Consider the following 17760-nt stretch of genomic DNA (forward strand, 5'->3'; position numbering starts at 1 on the left):
CCACCCCGGCAGGCCCGCCCCAGCGGCGGGACCGACCCGGCGGCGGGACCGACCCAGCGGCGGGACCGACCAGGTGAGGTCGGCCTGGCCGCGGCCCTATGCCCCCCGATCACCACCCCACCCCACCCCGCCCTGCCCAACGCCCCTCCGCCCCGGGCGCTCCCTCCCCCCACTCACCCGCTGCTCTCACCCCCACCCCACCTCACCGCCCCACCTATCCCCCCACCTCACCGCCCCGCCTCTCGCCCCCCACCTCCCCCCACCTCTCGCCCCCTCCCCACCCCGCCCTCCCTCTGTGTCCGGAGTGGTGACCGCCGATTATCGGCAGGTGGGGGCGGTCGGGATCGGATGCTGGGATGCTGGGGGCGCAGGGGTGGGGAAGAAACGGAACGTGGGGGCTGGAAGAGTCGTGGAGGACAGGGTGCGGGTGGTCATCGCCGAGGACTCGGTGCTGCTTCGGGAGGGCCTGACCCGGTTGCTGACCGACCGTGGACACGACGTCGTGGCCGGGGTGGGCGACGCCGAAGCGTTGATCAAGGTCATCGGGGAGCTGGCCGCCGAGGGCGAGCTGCCGGACGTGGTCGTGGCGGACGTACGGATGCCGCCGACGCACACGGACGAAGGGGTGCGGGCCGCGGTGCGGCTACGGCGGGATCACCCGGGGCTGGGGGTGCTGGTGCTGTCGCAGTACGTGGAGGAGCAGTACGCGACGGAATTGCTGGCGGGATCCAGTCACGGCGTCGGCTATCTCCTCAAGGACCGGGTAGCCGAAGTGCGGGAGTTCGTGGACGCGGTGGTCCGGGTCGCCGAGGGGGGCACCGCGCTGGACCCCGAAGTGGTCGCGCAGCTCCTCGGCCGCAGCCGTAAGCAGGACGTGCTGGCGAACCTCACGCCACGGGAGCGGGAGGTCCTGGGGCTGATGGCCGAGGGGCGGACGAACTCCGCAATCGCACGGCAGCTGGTGGTGAGCGACGGTGCGGTGGAGAAGCACGTCAGCAACATCTTCCTCAAGCTGGGCCTGTCGCCGAGTGACGGGGATCACCGCCGGGTGCTGGCCGTACTCACGTATCTCAACTCCTGAGAAACCGACACGCTGTCAGTTACGCAGGTTGCGGGCGGCTCGGGGGGCCGACCGGGACTTGAGGAGTAGAACCAAAGGCCGAGGCGCGAGCGTCTCGGAGAAGGGGGCCGGGGGGCGCTAGTTTTATGACAAATTCTGACAGAACGTTGTCTCATGTCCAGGTCCATCATCTGATCGGCCCAGGGAAGGCGACCCTTACCCACGTACGATGTTCGTGGGACGACCGGTCGGCACGACGAGTCCCGAGCCACCGCCCCGAGGGAGGTCCGAAGCAGTGACCAGCCAGGTCAGCAGCCAAGCCGAGCAGGCCGACGGAGCGCTCACCCGGGAGCCGCAGGCTCCCGGGACCGGCGCCGACGGCGGGAACGACGGCGGTAAAGAGGTACGTCGCCTGGACCGGGTGATCATCCGGTTCGCGGGCGACTCCGGTGACGGTATGCAGCTCACGGGTGACCGGTTCACCTCCGAGACGGCGACGTTCGGCAACGACCTCTCCACACTGCCGAACTTCCCCGCCGAGATCCGGGCCCCCGCCGGCACCCTGCCGGGTGTCTCCAGCTTCCAGCTGCACTTCGCGGACCACGACATCCTCACCCCCGGCGACGCGCCCAACGTCCTGGTGGCGATGAACCCGGCCGCCCTGAAGGCGAACCTGGCCGATGTGCCGCGCGGCGCGGAGATCATCGTCAACACGGACGAGTTCACCAAGCGCCCGATGGCGAAGGTGGGCTACGAGGCGAGCCCGCTGGAGGACGGGACGCTGGAGGCCTACAGCGTCCATCCGGTGCCGCTGACGACGCTGACGATCGAGGCGCTCAAGGAGTACGGGCTCTCCCGCAAGGAGGCCGAGCGCTCCAAGAACATGTTCGCGCTGGGCCTGCTGTCGTGGATGTACCACCGGCCGACCGAGGGCACCGAGGCGTTCCTGCGGCAGAAGTTCGCCAAGAAGCCGGACATCGCCGAGGCGAACGTCGCCGCGTTCCGCGCGGGCTGGAACTTCGGCGAGACCACCGAGGACTTCGCGGTCTCCTACGAGGTCGCGCCGGCCACCACGGCGTTCCCGACGGGGACGTACCGCAACATCTCCGGCAACCTGGCGCTGTCGTACGGCCTGATCGCCGCCGGCCAGCAGGCCGACCTGCCGCTGTACCTGGGCTCGTACCCGATCACGCCGGCCTCGGACATCCTGCACGAGCTGAGCAGGCACAAGAACTTCGGCGTACGGACCTTCCAGGCCGAGGACGAGATCGCCGGAATCGGCGCGGCGCTGGGCGCGGCCTTCGGCGGGGCGCTCGCGGTGACCACCACCTCGGGCCCCGGCGTGGCGCTGAAGTCGGAGACCATCGGGCTCGCGGTCTCCCTGGAACTGCCGCTGCTGATCGTCGACATCCAGCGCGGCGGCCCGTCCACCGGCCTGCCGACCAAGACCGAGCAGGCCGACCTGCTGCAGGCGATGTACGGGCGCAACGGCGAGGCGCCGGTGCCGATCGTGGCGCCCAAGACGCCCGCCGACTGCTTCGATGCGACGCTGGACGCGGCGCGCATCGCGCTGACGTACCGTACGCCGGTCTTCCTGCTCTCCGACGGCTACCTCGCCAACGGCTCCGAGCCGTGGCGCATCCCGGAGGTCGACCAGCTGCCCGACCTGCGCGTGCAGTTCGCGTCCGGCACGAACCACACGCTGGCGGACGGCACGGAGGTGTTCTGGCCGTACAAGCGTGACGAGCAGACGCTCGCGCGGCCGTGGGCGGTGCCCGGCACGCCCGGTCTGGAGCACCGGATCGGCGGCATCGAGAAGCAGGACGGCACGGGCAACATCTCCTACGACCCGGCCAACCACGACTTCATGGTCCGTACCCGCCAGGCGAAGATCGACGGCATCGAGGTCCCGGACCTGGAGGTCGACGACCCGACGGTGGACGCGGCCGTCCGCGACGGCCAGGGTGCCGCCGCCGCGCAGGGCGCCGACACCCTCGTCCTGGGCTGGGGCTCGACCTACGGGCCGATCACCGCGGCCGTACGGCGCGTACGGCGCGACGGGGGGCGCGTGGCCCAGGCCCATCTGCGCCACCTCAACCCCTTCCCGCGGAACCTCGGCGCGGTGCTGGCACGTTACGACAAGGTGGTCGTACCGGAGATGAACCTCGGCCAGCTCGCGACCCTGCTGCGGGCGAAGTACCTCGTCGACGCCCGCTCGTACACCCAGGTCAGCGGGATGCCGTTCAAGGCGGAGCAGCTTGCGGAGGTCTTTAAGGAGGCCATCAATGACTGAGACGATCGCGGAGGGGACCTCGACGATCGAGGCGCTTTCCCTGGTGCCCAAGGCCGAGGCCAAGCAGTCCATGAAGGACTTCAAGTCCGATCAGGAAGTGCGCTGGTGCCCCGGCTGCGGTGATTACGCGGTTCTCGCCGCCGTGCAGGGCTTCATGCCCGAGCTCGGACTGGCGAAGGAGAACATCGTCTTCGTCTCGGGCATCGGCTGCTCGTCCCGGTTCCCGTACTACATGAACACCTACGGGATGCACTCCATCCACGGCCGTGCCCCGGCCATCGCCTCCGGTCTGGCCTCCTCGCGCCGCGACCTGTCGGTATGGGTCGTCACCGGCGACGGCGACGCGCTGTCCATCGGCGGCAACCACCTCATCCACGCGCTGCGCCGCAACGTCAACCTCAAGATCCTGCTGTTCAACAACCGGATCTACGGCCTGACCAAGGGCCAGTACAGCCCCACCTCCGAGGTCGGCAAGATCACGAAGTCGACGCCGATGGGCTCGCTGGACGCGCCCTTCAACCCGGTGTCGCTGGCCATCGGCGCGGAGGCGTCCTTCGTCGCCCGTACGGTCGACTCCGACCGCAAGCACCTGACCGGCGTGCTGCGCGAGGCCGCCGCCCACCCGGGCACGGCACTGGTGGAGATCTACCAGAACTGCAACATCTTCAACGACGGCGCGTTCGAGGTCCTCAAGGACAAACAGCAGGCCGAGGAGGCCGTGATCCGCCTGGAGCACGGCCGGCCCATCCGCTTCGGCGCGCTCGCCGAGGACGGCCTCGGCTCCAAGGGCGTGGTACGGGATCCGGCCACCGGCGACCTCAAGGTCGTCGACGTGACGGCGGAGGGCGCGGACGCGGTACTCGTCCACGACGCGCACAGCCCCTCACCCACCACCGCCTTCGCCCTGTCCCGCCTCGCCGACCCGGACACACTGCACCACACCCCCATCGGCGTACTGCGCAACGTGGACCGCCCGGTGTACGACACCCTCATGAGCGACCAGCTGGACACCGCCATCGAGCACCAGGGCAAGGGCGACCTCTCCTCCCTGCTCGCCGGCAACGACACCTGGACGGTGGTCGGCTAGCGACCGCCCGGCGCCCCCGCCCCGGGGCGCCGCCCGCCCGTGAGGCGGCCATCCGGCCACCGGACCTCCGTGCCCGTACGAGGTGTCTTCCGACGCCCCGTACGGGCACCGCTGTTTTCCGGCCGTGCGCCCCGGGCCTTTCCCCCGGACCTCCCCTCCCCACCGCGGCCGGGCTCCGCCCGACTGTCATGACCGTATGTCGAAACGGGCATGACAGCCGGGCCGTCCGGCGTTACCTTCAGAGCGCGACCCGCACCACCGCCGGCGCAGATGGAGCAGCATTCCCCGGAGGGCCCCTTGCCACCCCAGTCCGATCAGCGCACAGGACTCGTCTACGGCACCGCCGCGTACGTGATATGGGGGCTGCTCCCGCTGTACTGGCACCTGCTGGGCGATCTGGCACCCGCCGAGATCCTCGCCCACCGGATGGTGTGGTCACTGCCGGTGGCCGTGATCATCCTGGCCGTGCTGCGCCGCTGGTCCTGGACGCTGCGGCTGGTGCGGCAGCCCAAGCGGCTCGCCCTGGTCCTGCTCTGCGCCACGGTCATCTCCGTCAACTGGTTCCTGTACATCTGGGCCGTCAACAGCGGGCACGTCCTCGAAGCGTCCCTGGGCTACTTCATCAACCCGCTGGTCAGCATCGCCTTCGGCGTCCTGGTGCTGCGCGAACGGCTGCGGCCGCTGCAGTGGACGGCGGTGGGTGTCGGTACGGCGGCAGTGGTCGTGATGGCCGTGGCGTACGGCCAGGTGCCCTGGATCTCGCTGGTGCTGGCGTTCTCGTTCGCCACGTACGGCCTGGTCAAGAAGGGCGTGAAGCTGGACGGCATCGAAGGCTTCAGCGCCGAGACGGTGATGCAGTTCCTGCCCGCCCTCGGCATCCTGATCTACCTCGGCGTGCGCGGCGAGGCCGGGTTCCTGACCGGCGGGGCGGGGCAGATGCTGCTGCTCATGGGCTGCGGCGTGGCCACCGCGCTGCCGCTGATCGCCTTCGGGGCGTCGGCGATGCGCCTGCCGCTGACCGTGCTCGGCATGCTCCAGTACCTGGCGCCGACCTTCCAGTTCGCCCTCGGCCTGCTGGTCTTCCACGAGGAGATGCCGGTGGAGCGCTGGGCGGGCTTCGGCCTCGTCTGGCTGGCGCTGGTGGTGCTGACGTACGACGCGATCCGCACCGCCCGCTCCGCGCGTACGGCCCTGGCCACGGCGCGGAAGGCGGCGCGGGAAGCGGCCGGGGAGACCGCCGCGGCACTGACCTCGGCAGCCCCGGAAAACATCCCGGCAGATCCGCAGAGCATTCCGGCAGATCCGCATAGCGCTGCGGCAGTTCCGGAAGGTCCCGGAGCGGCTCCGGAATGCGCCGCGGCAGCGACGGAGTGCCCCGCGGCGGCTCCGGAAGCCGCCAGGGAACTGGGTTCCGCCACGTCCTGACCCGCCGCGAGCGATATGCGGGTCGGGGTGTCCGGATTCCGCCTTGTCACCGGGGCGTGGCGCACGCACCATCAGCTTCGCGCCATGCACGGTCCGTTCACTTCACGTTCGGAATCCGGAGACCCCTCATGTCATGGAATACCGCAAGACGCAGTGCGACCAGCCGTTTTCGAAGATCGGGCAGGAGCGGCGGCAGCGGCCCCGGCGGCCTCCGCCTGACCGCTGCCGGCGCCGTACTCGGCCTGATCGTTGCGATACCCGGGGCGGCCGGCGCGGCCACCGCCGCACCCGCCGCCCGCTCCACCGCCCCCGCCCCCACGGTCGCCGCCCCCGACATACCGGTGGCCAACGTCAAAGCGCACCTGAGCCAGCTCCAGTCGATCGCCACCGCCAACGGCGGCAACCGGGCCCACGGCCGGCCCGGCTACCGGGCCTCGATCGACTACATCAAGGGCAAGCTGGACGCCGCGGGCTTCACCACCGCCCTGCAGCAGTTCACCACCAGCGGCGCCACCGGCTACAACCTCATCGCCGACTGGCCCGGCGGCGACCCGAACCAGATCCTGATGGCCGGCGCGCACCTGGACTCCGTCAGCGCGGGCCCCGGCATCAACGACAACGGCTCCGGCTCGGCCGCGATCCTCGAAACCGCGCTGGCCGTCGCCCGCTCCGGCGCCAAGCCCGCCAAGCACCTGCGGTTCGGCTGGTGGGGCGCCGAGGAGCTGGGGATGCGCGGCTCGCAGTACTACGTGGGCCGGCTGGCCGCCGCGGACCGCTCGAAGTTCAGCGGCTATCTGAACTTCGACATGGTCGGCTCGCCCAACCCCGGCTATTTCGTCTACGACGACGACCGCACCATCGAGGCCGTCTTCAAGGCGTACTACGCCTCGCTGAACATCCCCACGGAGATCGAGACCGAGGGTGACGGCCGCAGCGACCACGCGCCGTTCAAGAACGTCGGCATCCCCGTGGGCGGCCTGTTCTCCGGCGCCGACTACACCAAGACGGCCGCCCAGGCGCAGAAGTGGGGCGGTACGTCCGGCCAGCCCTTCGACCGCTGCTACCACCGCTCCTGCGACACGTCGTCGAACATCAACGACACCGCCCTGGACCGCAACAGCGACGCCATCGCGCACGCGGTGTGGGAGCTGGGCGTCGGCACGACGTCACCGCCCGACGGCGCCGTCTTCGAGAACACCGACGACGTGCAGATCCCGGACGCGGGCGCCGCGGTGACCTCCTCGGTGACCGTCTCCGGGCGTACGGGCAACGCGCCGGCCACCCTGAAGGCCGGGGTGGACATCAAGCACAGCTACCGCGGCGACCTGATCATCGACCTCGTGGGGCCGAGCGGACGGGCGTACCGGCTGAAGAACTCCAGCGGTTCGGACTCGGCGGCGAACGTGAACACCACCTACACGGTCGACGCGTCCGGCGAGACGGCCAACGGCACCTGGCAGCTGCGGGTGCAGGACAGCGGACCGCAGGACACCGGCTACATCGACAGCTGGAAGCTCACCTTCTGAAGCTGGAAGCTCACCTTCTGACCACCGGCCGCACCGGCGGCCCCGGACCGTACGGCGCGGGACGTCACGGCATCAGACCGTGACGTCCCGCGTCGTGAAGCGCGCCCAGGCGGCGGAGCCGAAGACCGCCACGTACAGCGCCTGGAGGCCGAAGTTCTGCTGAAGCCGGTCCCAGTAGACGGGGTCGCGCAGCACGTCGGCGAAGGACAGCCAGTGGTGCGAGAAGAGGTACGGCTGGATCGCGTGCAGCTGCGGGACGGCGTCCAGGATCTGGATCATGACCAGCAGGCCGACGGTGGTGGCCATGGCCGCGATGCCGCTGTTGGTGAGCGTCGAGACGAACAGGCCGATCGCCGCGACACCGAGGAGGGACAGGGCCACGACGAGCGCGACGGCCAGCGCCCGCAGCAGGCCCTCGCCGAACGGCACGGTCGTCCCGGACAGCAGCGTCACCTCGCCGACCGGGAAGAGCAGCGCGCCGGTCACCAGCGCCGAGACGGCCACGACCAGCGTGGCCGTCAGGCAGAACGTCACCGTCGTCGCGTACTTGACCAGCAGCGTTCGGGTCCGCCCGGCCGGCGCGACGAGCAGGTAGCGCAGCGTCCCGGCGTGCGCCTCACCGGCGACCGCGTCCCCCGCGATCACGCCGACCGCCAGCGGCAGGAAGACCGGCAGGGTGACGGCCAGCGAGGAGAAGACCAGGAAGAGGCCGTTGTTGCTGATCTGGGAGACGAACGCGCTGCCCGGTCCGCCACCGCCACCGCCGTCGCCGCCGTCCGTCTCGATCTTGACGGCGACCCCGATCAGTACCGGTACGGCCGCGAGGACGGCGAGCAGTGCGAGGGTGCGCCAGCGCCGGAAGGTCGTACCGATCTCGTTGCGCAGCAGGCCGAGCGTCCACAGGGGCCGCGGCGCACGGCACACGGCCGCACCACCGGCCCCCGCGCCTCCACGCCCCGTACTCCCGATCCCCGTCCTCCCGGCTTCCGCGCTCCCGACCTCTGCGCCGCCGGTCCCCGCACTCCCGGGCTCCGTGCGTCCGGTCCCCGTGCGTCCGGTCCCCGCCGTCCCGGGCTCCGCGCCCCCCATAGCCTCAGCCCGCGACATCGAAGCCCTCTCCGGTCAGCTGTACGAAGACGTCCTCCAGGGACGCGCGTTCCACGCCGAAGGCCCGTACGCGTACCCCGGCCCGCACGAGAGCGGAGTTGACCTCCGCCAGGTCCGGCGGCCCGCCGGCCGGCACCGGAAGTTCCCCGGTCACCCGCTCCTCCGTCACCACGAGGTCGGTCACCCCGTACTCCTTGAGCACCCGCACCGCGTCCGCGGTGTCGGGCGTGCCGACCACCAGCCGCCCCCGCGTCCCGGCGGACAGCGCGGCGACCGTGCCCTGAGTGACGAGCCGGCCGCGCGCCATCACCGCGGCGTGGGTGCAGACCTGCTCGATCTCGTCGAGGAGGTGGGACGAGAGGAAGACGGTGGTGCCGTCGCCCGCCAGCTCCCTGACGAGTGCGCGGATCTCCCGCATCCCCTGCGGGTCCAGGCCGTTGGTCGGCTCGTCCAGCACGAGCAGTTCGCGGGGCTGGAGCAGCGCCGCGGCCAGCCCCAGCCGCTGCTTCATGCCCAGCGAATAGGCGCGGGCCTTCTTGCGGGCGGCGGCGGCCAGGCCGACCCGTTCCAGCGCGTGGTCCACCCGGCGGGCGCGGGTACGGGGGTCCGCGACCGGGTCGGCCGCGTCGAACCGGACGAGGTTGTCGCGCCCGCTGAGAAAGCCGTAGAGGGCCGGCCCCTCGATGAGGGCGCCGACCCTGGGGAGCACCCGGCGGGCCGCCCGCGGCATCGGCTCGCCGAGCAGCCGGACGCCGCCGGCGGACGGTTCGATCAGGCCGAGCAGCATCCGGATGGTGGTGGTCTTGCCCGAACCGTTGGGGCCGAGGAAGCCGAAGACGCTGCCGCGCGGTACGGCGAGGTCGAGGCGGTCCACGGCGAGCTGCCCGCCGCGGTACCTCTTCGTCAGCCCACGGGTCTCGATCACCCGGCCCCCGGCGGACGGCTGCGTCATCGGCTCCCCCATGTGGTCGCACCTGTGAGCGCGGCCGGTCGCGCCGGCGGCCCCGGGACGCGGGGCGGCGGCGGCCCGCCCCGCGCCGTTCTCGTTACTTGGCGGACTCGGCCGCCTTGATCAGGGACTCCTTGTCGACCGCACCGACGTAGACCGATCCGTCGTCCGTCAGCAGGGCGTTGACCAGGCGCGTGCTGAAGATCCGGCCGGAGCCGAACTTCCCGTCCACCTTCTCGCCCAGGCTGTCCAGCAGCTTGGACACGTCGCCGGACGCGCCCTTGCCGGTGGCGCCGGAGAGGCCGGAGCCGGTGCCCTTGACGTGGGCGATCGAGGTCCAGCCGGAGCCGATGACGTCGACGCCCTTGCCCTTGCCGGCGTTCTTGCCGTCCAGGCCGTACTGCCCCAGGATGCCCTGGAGGTCCTCGGCCGTGCCGTGGCCCTTGGCGCGCTGCTGTGCGCCGGCCTTGTCGCCGTCCACGACCTTGGCGCCCTTCGGCGGTTTGAAGTCGAAGGTGTCGGCCGCGGGCTTGGCGAAGTCGACGGAGGTGAAGCCGACGTCGACCGCGGCGGCGCCGCCGCCCTTGGGCGTGAGCGTGAACTTCAGTGGTACGCCGGTCTCGGCGTCCACCGAGATCCGGATCGAGTCGACCGTGGAACCGGCCTGCTTGGGCTTGACCGAGAGCTGGTACGCGTCCCGCCCGGCCACCTTGGCCGTGCCGTCGACGGTCACCGAGGTGGTGTCGCCGACCGCGGCCAGCGCCTTCTTGGCCAGCTCCTGCGGGGTGGCGTTCTTCAGGTCGCCGGACTCCCCGCCCGCACCATCGGACTTGCCGGACTTACCGGACTTGTCCGAGCGGCTCTCCGAACGGCTCGATTCGGCCGGGACCGTGCTGTGGTACGCGGTGTTGCTCTTGCTGTCGTAGCCCCAGATGTCACGGCCGTTGTGTACGAGGTTGTACTCGGCGGCCTTGTCGACGACCGAGACCCGCTGCTTGTCGGGCCCGTCGGCGGCGACGCGCAGCGTGTGCGAACCGGACGCCAGGTCCGCCAGCCGGCTCTGCGGGCTCGCGGAGGAGCCCGAGCCGCCGTCCTCGTCACCCGCGCCCTTGCCGCCCTGGTCCGAGGAGCCGCCGCCGAAGGCACCGGCACCGCTGCCCGACAGGGACGGCAGCCCCAGGTCGGTGCTCGTACGGACCGTGCCGGACAGCTGCTGCACGTCCGACGCGGCGACCTTGGCTATGAGGTCCTGCGCCGAGATCTTCGGCAGGTCCGGTGAGCCGGAGCCGGCGAAGGCCGGGACCAGCCCGATGGAGGCCGCCGTGACGCCCACGACGGCGGCCGGGACCGCGTACCGCATCATTCTGCGGCGCTTCGCGGAGCGCCCCCCGTCCCCGTCCCACTCGTCGGTGAGCTGTGTCGGTTGGTTCCGTGGCATGTGCCTTACCTCCGTCGTAAGCGGCGGCCTGCTACGCGACGCACTCGTCCACCCCCGGGCTCATTGTGACCCGTTCCGCCATGGCGTGGTGCCCTCAATCCCACCAAACCGGCCAGCCGTACGCGTCAGCCCCCGGGGCCAACTCCGCCTACTCCGGTGGGATGACCCCGCATCACCGCAGGGCGGAGCACGTATGACCAAAGGAGGACCGGGCCCTAAGGGTTACCCGGGGTCTCGGGGAGTCCGGAAAATCACGTGAACACCAAGCAGCTCACGGGTGTCACGGCTCTCCCGTGTCCCACGGACCCCGACGCCCCGCAGTGCCGGAGCCCCGAAACCCCGGAGTCCCGACGCCTCGAAGTCCCGGATTCCCGACGTCTCGAAGTCCCGACGCCTCAAAGTCCCGGAGTCCCGACGCCTCGACGTCCCGGAGCCCCGATGTCTCGAAGGGAGCGCCCCCTCAGCCTGCCCGGTGCACCACCGAGTCGCACAGCCCTTCCAGGGCCGCCTTCGCCATGCACTCCGGCAGCGGCGCCAGCGTGGCCCGCGCCTCCTCCGCGTAGCGCACCGTGTCGCGGCGGGCCTGCTCCAGCGCCGGGTGGGCGCGCAGCCCGGCCAGCGCCTCGGCGTGCCGGGCGTCGTCGGTCAGGTCACCGGCCAGCAGGTCGCTCAGCTCGCGGTCCTTGTCGGTGCCGCGCTCGCCGTCGGCCAGGGCGCGCAGGTGCAGCACCGGCAGGGTCGGGATGCCTTCGCGCAGGTCGGTGCCGGGCGTCTTGCCGGACTCGTGGGAGTCGCTGGCGATGTCCAGGACGTCGTCGGCGAGCTGGAAGGCGGTGCCGAGGCGTTCGCCGTACTGGGTCAGGATGTTGACGGTGGTCTCGTCGGCGCCGGACATCATCGCGCCGAAGCGGCCCGCGACGGCGATCAGCGAGCCGGTCTTGCCCGCGATGACGTCCAGGTAGTGGTCGATCGGGTCGCGGCCGTCCCGCGGTCCCGCCGTCTCCAGGATCTGCCCGGTCACCAGGCGTTCGAACGCCTCGGCCTGGATGCGTACGGCCTCCGGACCGAGGTCGGCCAGTATGTGCGAGGCACGGGCGAAGAGGAAGTCCCCGGTCAGTACGGCCACGGAGTTGCCCCAGCGGGCGTTGGCGCTGGCCACCCCGCGGCGCACGTCCGCCTCGTCCATGACGTCGTCGTGGTACAGCGTCGCCAGGTGCGTCAGCTCCACGACGACGGCCGAGGGGACGACGCCCGGCGTGTGCGGGTCGCCGAACTGCGCGGCCAGCATCACCAGCAGCGGCCGGAACCGCTTGCCACCTGCGCGTACGAGATGCTGCGCGGCCTCGGTGATGAACGGCACGTCGCTTTTGGTGGCCTCCAGCAGGCCCTCCTCGACAGCCGCCAACCCGGCCTGGACATCGGCCTCAAGAGCCTGGTCCCGCACGCTCAGCCCGAAGGGCCCGACGACGGTCACGAGGGGTACTCCTGTCTGCTGACGATCAAACGGATTGTCGATCTGTCGCTGTCTCCACCATTGGCCAGCGTATCCGGTCGCCGTTGGATCACCGTGAGCGCCCGCCCCTCCGGAGCACTCGACCGGGGTGCGGGCCTTTCGACGCCCTGGCACGAGCGGCGGAGCGGCCCGGGGAAAGCAGCCGGGAAGGCCGGGAGGACGCGGCGGAGAAGGCTGCCGCGTCCCGGAATGCGGGCACACTTCTCGTACCTCGGGACACCGGCGGATTCCGGACAGACCGGAGCACCCCGGCCGTCGCACGGCGGGGTGCTCGCGTCAGGTTTCCGCTCAGAGCTTCCGTGCAGGGATTCCGCTCAGGGCTCTCTCCCGGCCCTCCCGACCAGGACTTCCGCTCAGCCCTTCCACCCAGGGCCTCCGCTCAGCCGTCCCCATCACTCACCCCCATCACTCACCCGCATCACTCACCCGTGCCGCGCCACCGCCTCCGCCACCCGCCGGGACGCGAACTCCGTACCGCAGACGAAACGCATCACGGGCCCGAAGGACGCCGCGGCCGGGAGGCCGGTGAAGTACAGGCCCGGGACCGAGGACCCGAAGCCCGCGTCCAGGCGGGGGCCGCCGCCGCTCACGGTGATGCCGGTTCGCAGGCCCTGGCCGAGGAAGTCCATCGCCGCCAGGTCGACCTGGTAGCCGGTGGCGGCCAGCACGTGGTCGGCGGCCAGTTCGCCGGTCCGGCCGTCGGGGCCGCGCAGTGTCAGGACCGGGCGGCCGTCCTCGACGTGCGCCCGTACGATCTGCCGCCCGGCCGTGACCTGCACGTTCCCCACGAAACGGTCCCGCAGCCACCAGGCGCCCAGCGGCCCCAGCACCCGGCGGACCAGGAAGCGCCGGGCCGGTGCGGGCAGGTGGCGGAAGCCGCCCGCGTGGTACGTGAACGCGTACAGCGACCACGCGTTGCCGAACGGTGTCCCGGGCCGCAGCCTGGGCTGCCGGTCCGGCGGCGCGCCGAAGCCCACCGCCGCCCGCCCCCGCGCCACGATGCGGACGGACCGGGCGCCGGACTCGGCGAGCAGCACCGCGCTCTCCAGCGCCGACTGCCCGGCGCCGACCACCACCACGTCCCGGCCCGCGAAGACCGCCAGATCGCTGTGCTGGGAGCTGTGCGAAATGGGTCCGATGGGGGACGGTCCGTCCGGCACCGCCGCGGCCAGTTCGCGTGGCAGCCGGGCGAGCCCGGTCAGTCCGGTGGCCACGACGACGGCCCGCGCCCGGAACTGTTCGCCGCTGTCCAGTTTCAGCTCGAATCCGTCGGCCCGCCGGTCGGCCGAGACGACCCGTACCTGCTCCAGGTCGGGCACCAGCCTTTCCTGGAACCACTCGCCGTAGCGTACGAACGTCTCGACGGGCACGATGTCCCAGTCGGACTCGTAGCGCCGCCCGCCGACCGCGTCGCAGAAGTCCTGAAGGGTGTTCCCGGCCTGCGGGGTGTCGATGCTGGACGCCGCCGGCGTCGATTTGAGCAGCATGCCCGCGGGCATGTGCGCGCGCCAGCTCACCATCGGCCGGCCGAAGACGCGTACGGGTACTCCCCGCGCGCGAAGATGAGCCGCCGTCGACAGGCCGTACGGTCCGGCTCCGATGACTGCTACCGGAGTGTTCACGTGCGTTCCCCTCCCCAGGGTGTTGCTGGTCCGGCAGTGCTCCCCACTGCCCTGGCGGGGAACTGCCGCACGGCTCCCCCTGCCCCTGAGCCACGGCCGCGCCTCCTGCCCCTCCCGGCTACGGCCGCGCCCACTGCCCCGCGCTACGGCCGCGCCTGCCGCAACGTTCCGCTGCCCGCCGCCGACCGCGCGCGTCTGCTCGCGCGGCGCAGCTCGACCAGGTGCCGGGCCCCCGGCCCGACGAACCGGGCCAGCATCGTGAAGAACGGCTTGAGGTCGTCGGCGGCCAGCCACGCCAGCTCGGTGCCGGTGGCACGGTCCGGCGCGTGCGGCGTCGTGTAGCCGCTGCGCCGGTACGCGATCATCGCCGGCAGGTCGATGTTCTCCACGACGAACCGCTGCCCGGCCCGCTGCTCCGCCTCCGGGACCTTCCGGCCGGTCAGGTCCAGATGCTGGGCCCGTACGACGTCGACGCCCGCCTCGTTCTCGAACAGGCGGAACTGGGCGCCCATCCGCGGGTTGAAGTCCAGCAGCTTGTAGTCGCCGTCCCTCCGGTCGTAGCGCCAGTCCAGGTCCACGATGCCACTGAAGCCGATGCGCTTGACGAACTGGGCGGTCATCTCGGCCAGTTCGGGGTTGTCGACGACGTAAGCGCAGGCCGTCATGCCCGCATGCGGTGGCCAGGAACGCACCTTGACCCCGGTGAACATGCTCAGCGCGGCGCTGTCCGCGTCGAAGTACGCGTGCACGATCCAGTCCTCGGCCTCCTCCCGCGGCAGGTACTCCTGGAGGATCACCCCCGGCCGCTGACCCCAGTCGCGGGCCAGGCCGATCAGCTGGCCGGGGCCGGAGATCCGGGTGGTGCCGGGGACCGCGGGGTGCCGGCGCCGCTGGAACGCCTCGCGGTTCTTGGCCACGACCGGGAAGCGCGCCTGCTCGGCGAAGCGCTCGATGTCCGCCAGCGACTCCGGGAAGACGGCCGCCGGTGACGGCACGCCGTGCTCGACGCAGAGTTCGTGCAGGCCCTGTTTGCTCGCCAGGCGGCGCGGCAGGCACGCCTCGGTGCGCGGGAACAAGAACCGTCCGCGCAGGACGTCGGCGCATTCACCTATCAGGACGGCGGCCTCTTCGTCGGTCGGTATCAGGACCGCGGGCCGGCCGATGCGCTTGCCGATGCGCAGCAGCACCTCGGCGAGCCGCTGCGGGTCCTCGCGCCCCGTGGTCGGCCAGACGCAGCGTCCGTGCAGGTAGCGCGAGGCGGCGGCGGGCGTGAATCTGTCCTCGGTGATCGCGTACATGGGCACGCCCAGGCGCCCCAGGCTGCGGATCGCCCCCACTCCGCCGTGGTGCAGCGGATAATCGCCGATCTTCACGATGAGCCCCGGAACGGTCCGGTCCACCGGTAACGATGTGCTGATCCGAGCCACCTGTCCCCCCAACGGCACGCCTCCCGCCCCGGCCACGCCCCGCAAGGAAGGTAGAACCGAACTGACCATTCCGGCACCGTCTTTCAGGACATTACGAACTCTTTAGGCTGCTTTGCCAACGCCTTTCGCTCCGTTCCCGCCCGCTTTTGCCGCCTCTCCCCTCCGGGACACCTCCACCGCCGCCGCGCCCCGATCGCGCACGTCCGCCCGACCGGCCATCCCCTCAGGGCCCGTTGGGCCGTAATCTGATCGACAAGCCCGCCGGACCACCGGCCGGGGCCGCGGTCACAGGTGACGACACACGCGAGACGACCACGCGAGGAGCCGTACATGCCCGAGCACAACCCGCTCGACCTGCCCGAGGACCACCCCTTCGGGCCGCACACCCTCCCCTACGGCGTCTTCAGTACGGCGGACGAGCCGGACCGGCGCCGCATCGGCGTCCGCTACGGCGACCACGTACTCGACCTGAACGCGCTCGCCGCCACCTCCGGATCGCCGCACGCCGGCCTGCTCGCCGCGCCGACCCTGAACCCGCTGCTCGCCGCGGGCCGCGACATCTGGCAGGCCGTGCGGCAGGCCGCCCGTACGGCGGTCACCGACCCCGCGCACCGCGGCGCCACCGAGTCGCTGCTGATCCCGCTGAGCGCGGTGACGCTGCACCTGCCGTTCGAGGTCGCGGACTACGTCGACTTCTACGCCAGCGAGCACCACGCCACCAACGTCGGCCGGATCTTCCGCCCGAACGCCGACGCGCTCACCCCCAACTGGAAGCACCTGCCGATCGGCTACCACGGCCGGGCCGGCACGGTCGTCGTCTCCGGCACCCCGGTCGTACGGCCCAGCGGCCAGCGCAAGGCCCCGGCCGACGCGGCGCCCGCCTTCGGCCCTTCCGCCCGGCTCGACATCGAGGCGGAGGTCGGCTTCGTCGTCGGCACGCCGTCCGCGCTCGGCGAGGCGGTCGGACTCGACGGCTTCCGCGACCACGTCTTCGGCGTCTGCCTGGTCAACGACTGGTCGGCGCGCGACATCCAGGCATGGGAGTACGTGCCGCTCGGCCCCTTCCTCGGCAAGTCCTTCGCGACCTCCGTGTCCGCCTGGATCACGCCGCTGGACGCGCTGGACCACGCCCGTACGGCGCCGCCCGCCCGCGACGTCCCCGTACTCCCCTATCTGGATGACGCGGACGCCGAGCCGGGCGGCATCGACCTGCGCATCCAGGTGGACATCAACGGCGAGACGGTCTCCCGCCCGCCCTTCTCCGCCATGTACTGGACGGCCGCCCAGCAGCTCACCCACATGACGGTCAACGGCGCCTCGCTGCGCACCGGCGACCTCTACGCCTCCGGCACGGTCTCCGGCCCGGAGCCGGACCAGCTCGGCTGCCTCCTCGAACTCACCCAGGGCAAGGGGCCGTTCCTGGAGGACGGCGACGAGGTCACGCTGACCGCCTGGGCACCGGGACCCGAGGGCTCCCGGATCGGCCTGGGCGAGGTCACCGGACGTATCCGGCCCGCGCGTACGTCATGACCGGGCGCGGGGCGGGGAGCGGGCGGGGCGGCTCGCGCGCGGGCGCGCCAAAGGGCCCGTACGGGGGCGGCGGGCCGGCGGGCGGTGCGTCCGGTGGAGCGGCGGGCGGCGGCCCGGACCGCGGGCCCACCCTGCCCGAGGAGCTGCTGCTCCTCGCCCTGGATCCGGAGCGCGGCAAGCCGCTGTGCGAGCCCTCGCACCTCCGGTACGGCCTGGCCGGTGCGGCCCTCGCCGAGCTGGCGTGGGCCGGCCGGGTCGGCGAGGGCCGCGGCGGCCGGATCACCGTGCACAGCCCGCTGCCGCTCGGTGACCCGGTGCTGGACGGCGCGCTGGCCGCCCTGCCGGGCCCCGCGAAGGACGGGCGGGGCGGTGAGGCCAAGGCCCGGCGCTGGTTACGGGGCGCCGCGCGCGGCATCGACGAGCTGTGCCGCCAGCGGCTGGAACAGCGCGGCGCGGTCCGCCGGGAATCCCGCCGCGCGCTCGGCATCTTCCGCTACGAACGCCTGACGGCCGGGCCGGTGGACCTCGCCGGTGCGGCCCGCGCGCGCTTCAAGGGCGCCCTGGCCAGTGGCTTCGCCGACCCCCACGACCGGACGTACGCGGCCCTCGTCTCGGCCGTCCGGCTGGACCGCAAACTGGCGCCGGGCAGCGACGGACGTTCCGTACGCCGCGAACTCAAGCGGCTGGCCCGCGAGGACTGGATCGCCCGCGCGGTCCATTCCGCCGTGCAGCACGACGAGGCGGCCGCGGCCGGGGCGTGAACCGCGAAGGGGCCGGTTCCGG

13 protein-coding genes are annotated in these 17760 nt (G+C 71.9%); 7 read left to right on the forward strand and 6 right to left on the reverse strand.

The genetic code is table 11. The annotated features are described in order from the left end of the window. Nucleotides 1-421 precede the first annotated feature (421 nt). The 5 genes from A6A06_RS40015 (at nucleotide 422) to A6A06_RS40035 (ending at nucleotide 7391) form a co-directional block, all read left to right on the forward strand. Nucleotides 422-1081, forward strand: a complete 660-nt coding sequence (locus A6A06_RS40015) for a response regulator transcription factor (RefSeq protein ID WP_338015990.1) — start codon at nucleotides 422-424, stop codon at nucleotides 1079-1081. Between the two features lie 274 nt (nucleotides 1082-1355). Further along, nucleotides 1356-3353: a 2-oxoacid:acceptor oxidoreductase subunit alpha gene (locus A6A06_RS40020; protein ID WP_073769056.1), complete on the forward strand. Its 1998-nt coding sequence runs from the start codon at nucleotides 1356-1358 to the stop codon at nucleotides 3351-3353. Further along, complete coding sequence (locus A6A06_RS40025) at nucleotides 3346-4440, forward strand: 2-oxoacid:ferredoxin oxidoreductase subunit beta (RefSeq protein WP_073769058.1); 1095 nt, start codon at nucleotides 3346-3348, stop codon at nucleotides 4438-4440. The genes A6A06_RS40020 and A6A06_RS40025 overlap by 8 nt, the downstream gene beginning before the upstream one ends. Before the next feature lie 297 nt (nucleotides 4441-4737). Next, nucleotides 4738-5865, forward strand: a complete 1128-nt coding sequence (rarD, locus tag A6A06_RS40030) for an EamA family transporter RarD (RefSeq protein ID WP_242441189.1) — start codon at nucleotides 4738-4740, stop codon at nucleotides 5863-5865. Between the two features lie 128 nt (nucleotides 5866-5993). Beyond that, entirely contained in the window at nucleotides 5994-7391 is a 1398-nt protein-coding gene (locus A6A06_RS40035) for a M28 family metallopeptidase (protein ID WP_242441190.1), read from the forward strand. Between the two features lie 72 nt (nucleotides 7392-7463). Here A6A06_RS40035 and A6A06_RS40040 read toward each other — a convergent pair whose 3' ends face one another. From A6A06_RS40040 to A6A06_RS40065, 6 genes are all read right to left on the reverse strand, one after another. Beyond that, a complete protein-coding gene (locus tag A6A06_RS40040) occupies nucleotides 7464-8480 on the reverse strand; it encodes an ABC transporter permease (RefSeq protein ID WP_079194669.1) in 1017 nt (338 codons plus the stop codon). Between the two features lie 4 nt (nucleotides 8481-8484). Beyond that, nucleotides 8485-9462 carry an ABC transporter ATP-binding protein gene (locus A6A06_RS40045; protein WP_242441192.1) on the reverse strand — a complete coding sequence of 326 codons (978 nt, stop codon included), beginning with the start codon at nucleotides 9460-9462 and terminating at the stop codon, nucleotides 8485-8487. 82 nt (nucleotides 9463-9544) lie between these two features. Beyond that, nucleotides 9545-10885, reverse strand: a complete 1341-nt coding sequence (locus A6A06_RS40050) for a LolA family protein (RefSeq protein ID WP_073769060.1) — start codon at nucleotides 10883-10885, stop codon at nucleotides 9545-9547. A 460-nt stretch (nucleotides 10886-11345) separates the two neighbouring features. Further along, a complete protein-coding gene (locus A6A06_RS40055) occupies nucleotides 11346-12359 on the reverse strand; it encodes a polyprenyl synthetase family protein (RefSeq protein WP_073769062.1) in 1014 nt (337 codons plus the stop codon). A 461-nt stretch (nucleotides 12360-12820) separates the two neighbouring features. Next, the gene (locus tag A6A06_RS40060; RefSeq protein ID WP_073769064.1) at nucleotides 12821-14020 is read right to left on the reverse strand and encodes an FAD-dependent oxidoreductase; all 1200 of its coding nucleotides are present in this window, start codon (nucleotides 14018-14020) and stop codon (nucleotides 12821-12823) included. Between the two features lie 143 nt (nucleotides 14021-14163). Then, nucleotides 14164-15420 (reverse strand): carboxylate--amine ligase, encoded by a 1257-nt coding sequence (locus tag A6A06_RS40065; RefSeq protein ID WP_079194670.1) that lies wholly within the window; start codon nucleotides 15418-15420, stop codon nucleotides 14164-14166. Nucleotides 15421-15777: 357 nt separating this feature from the next. Between A6A06_RS40065 and fahA the strand changes: the two genes are divergently transcribed. Beyond that, a complete protein-coding gene (gene fahA / locus A6A06_RS40070; protein WP_073769068.1) occupies nucleotides 15778-16977 on the forward strand; it encodes a fumarylacetoacetase in 1200 nt (399 codons plus the stop codon). Continuing rightward, nucleotides 16974-17738: a GPP34 family phosphoprotein gene (locus A6A06_RS40075; protein WP_079194671.1), complete on the forward strand. Its 765-nt coding sequence runs from the start codon at nucleotides 16974-16976 to the stop codon at nucleotides 17736-17738. The genes fahA and A6A06_RS40075 overlap by 4 nt, the downstream gene beginning before the upstream one ends. Nucleotides 17739-17760: the final 22 nt, after the last annotated feature.

The organism is Streptomyces sp. CB02923 (assembly GCF_001905005.1).
GTDB lineage: Bacteria > Actinomycetota > Actinomycetes > Streptomycetales > Streptomycetaceae > Streptomyces.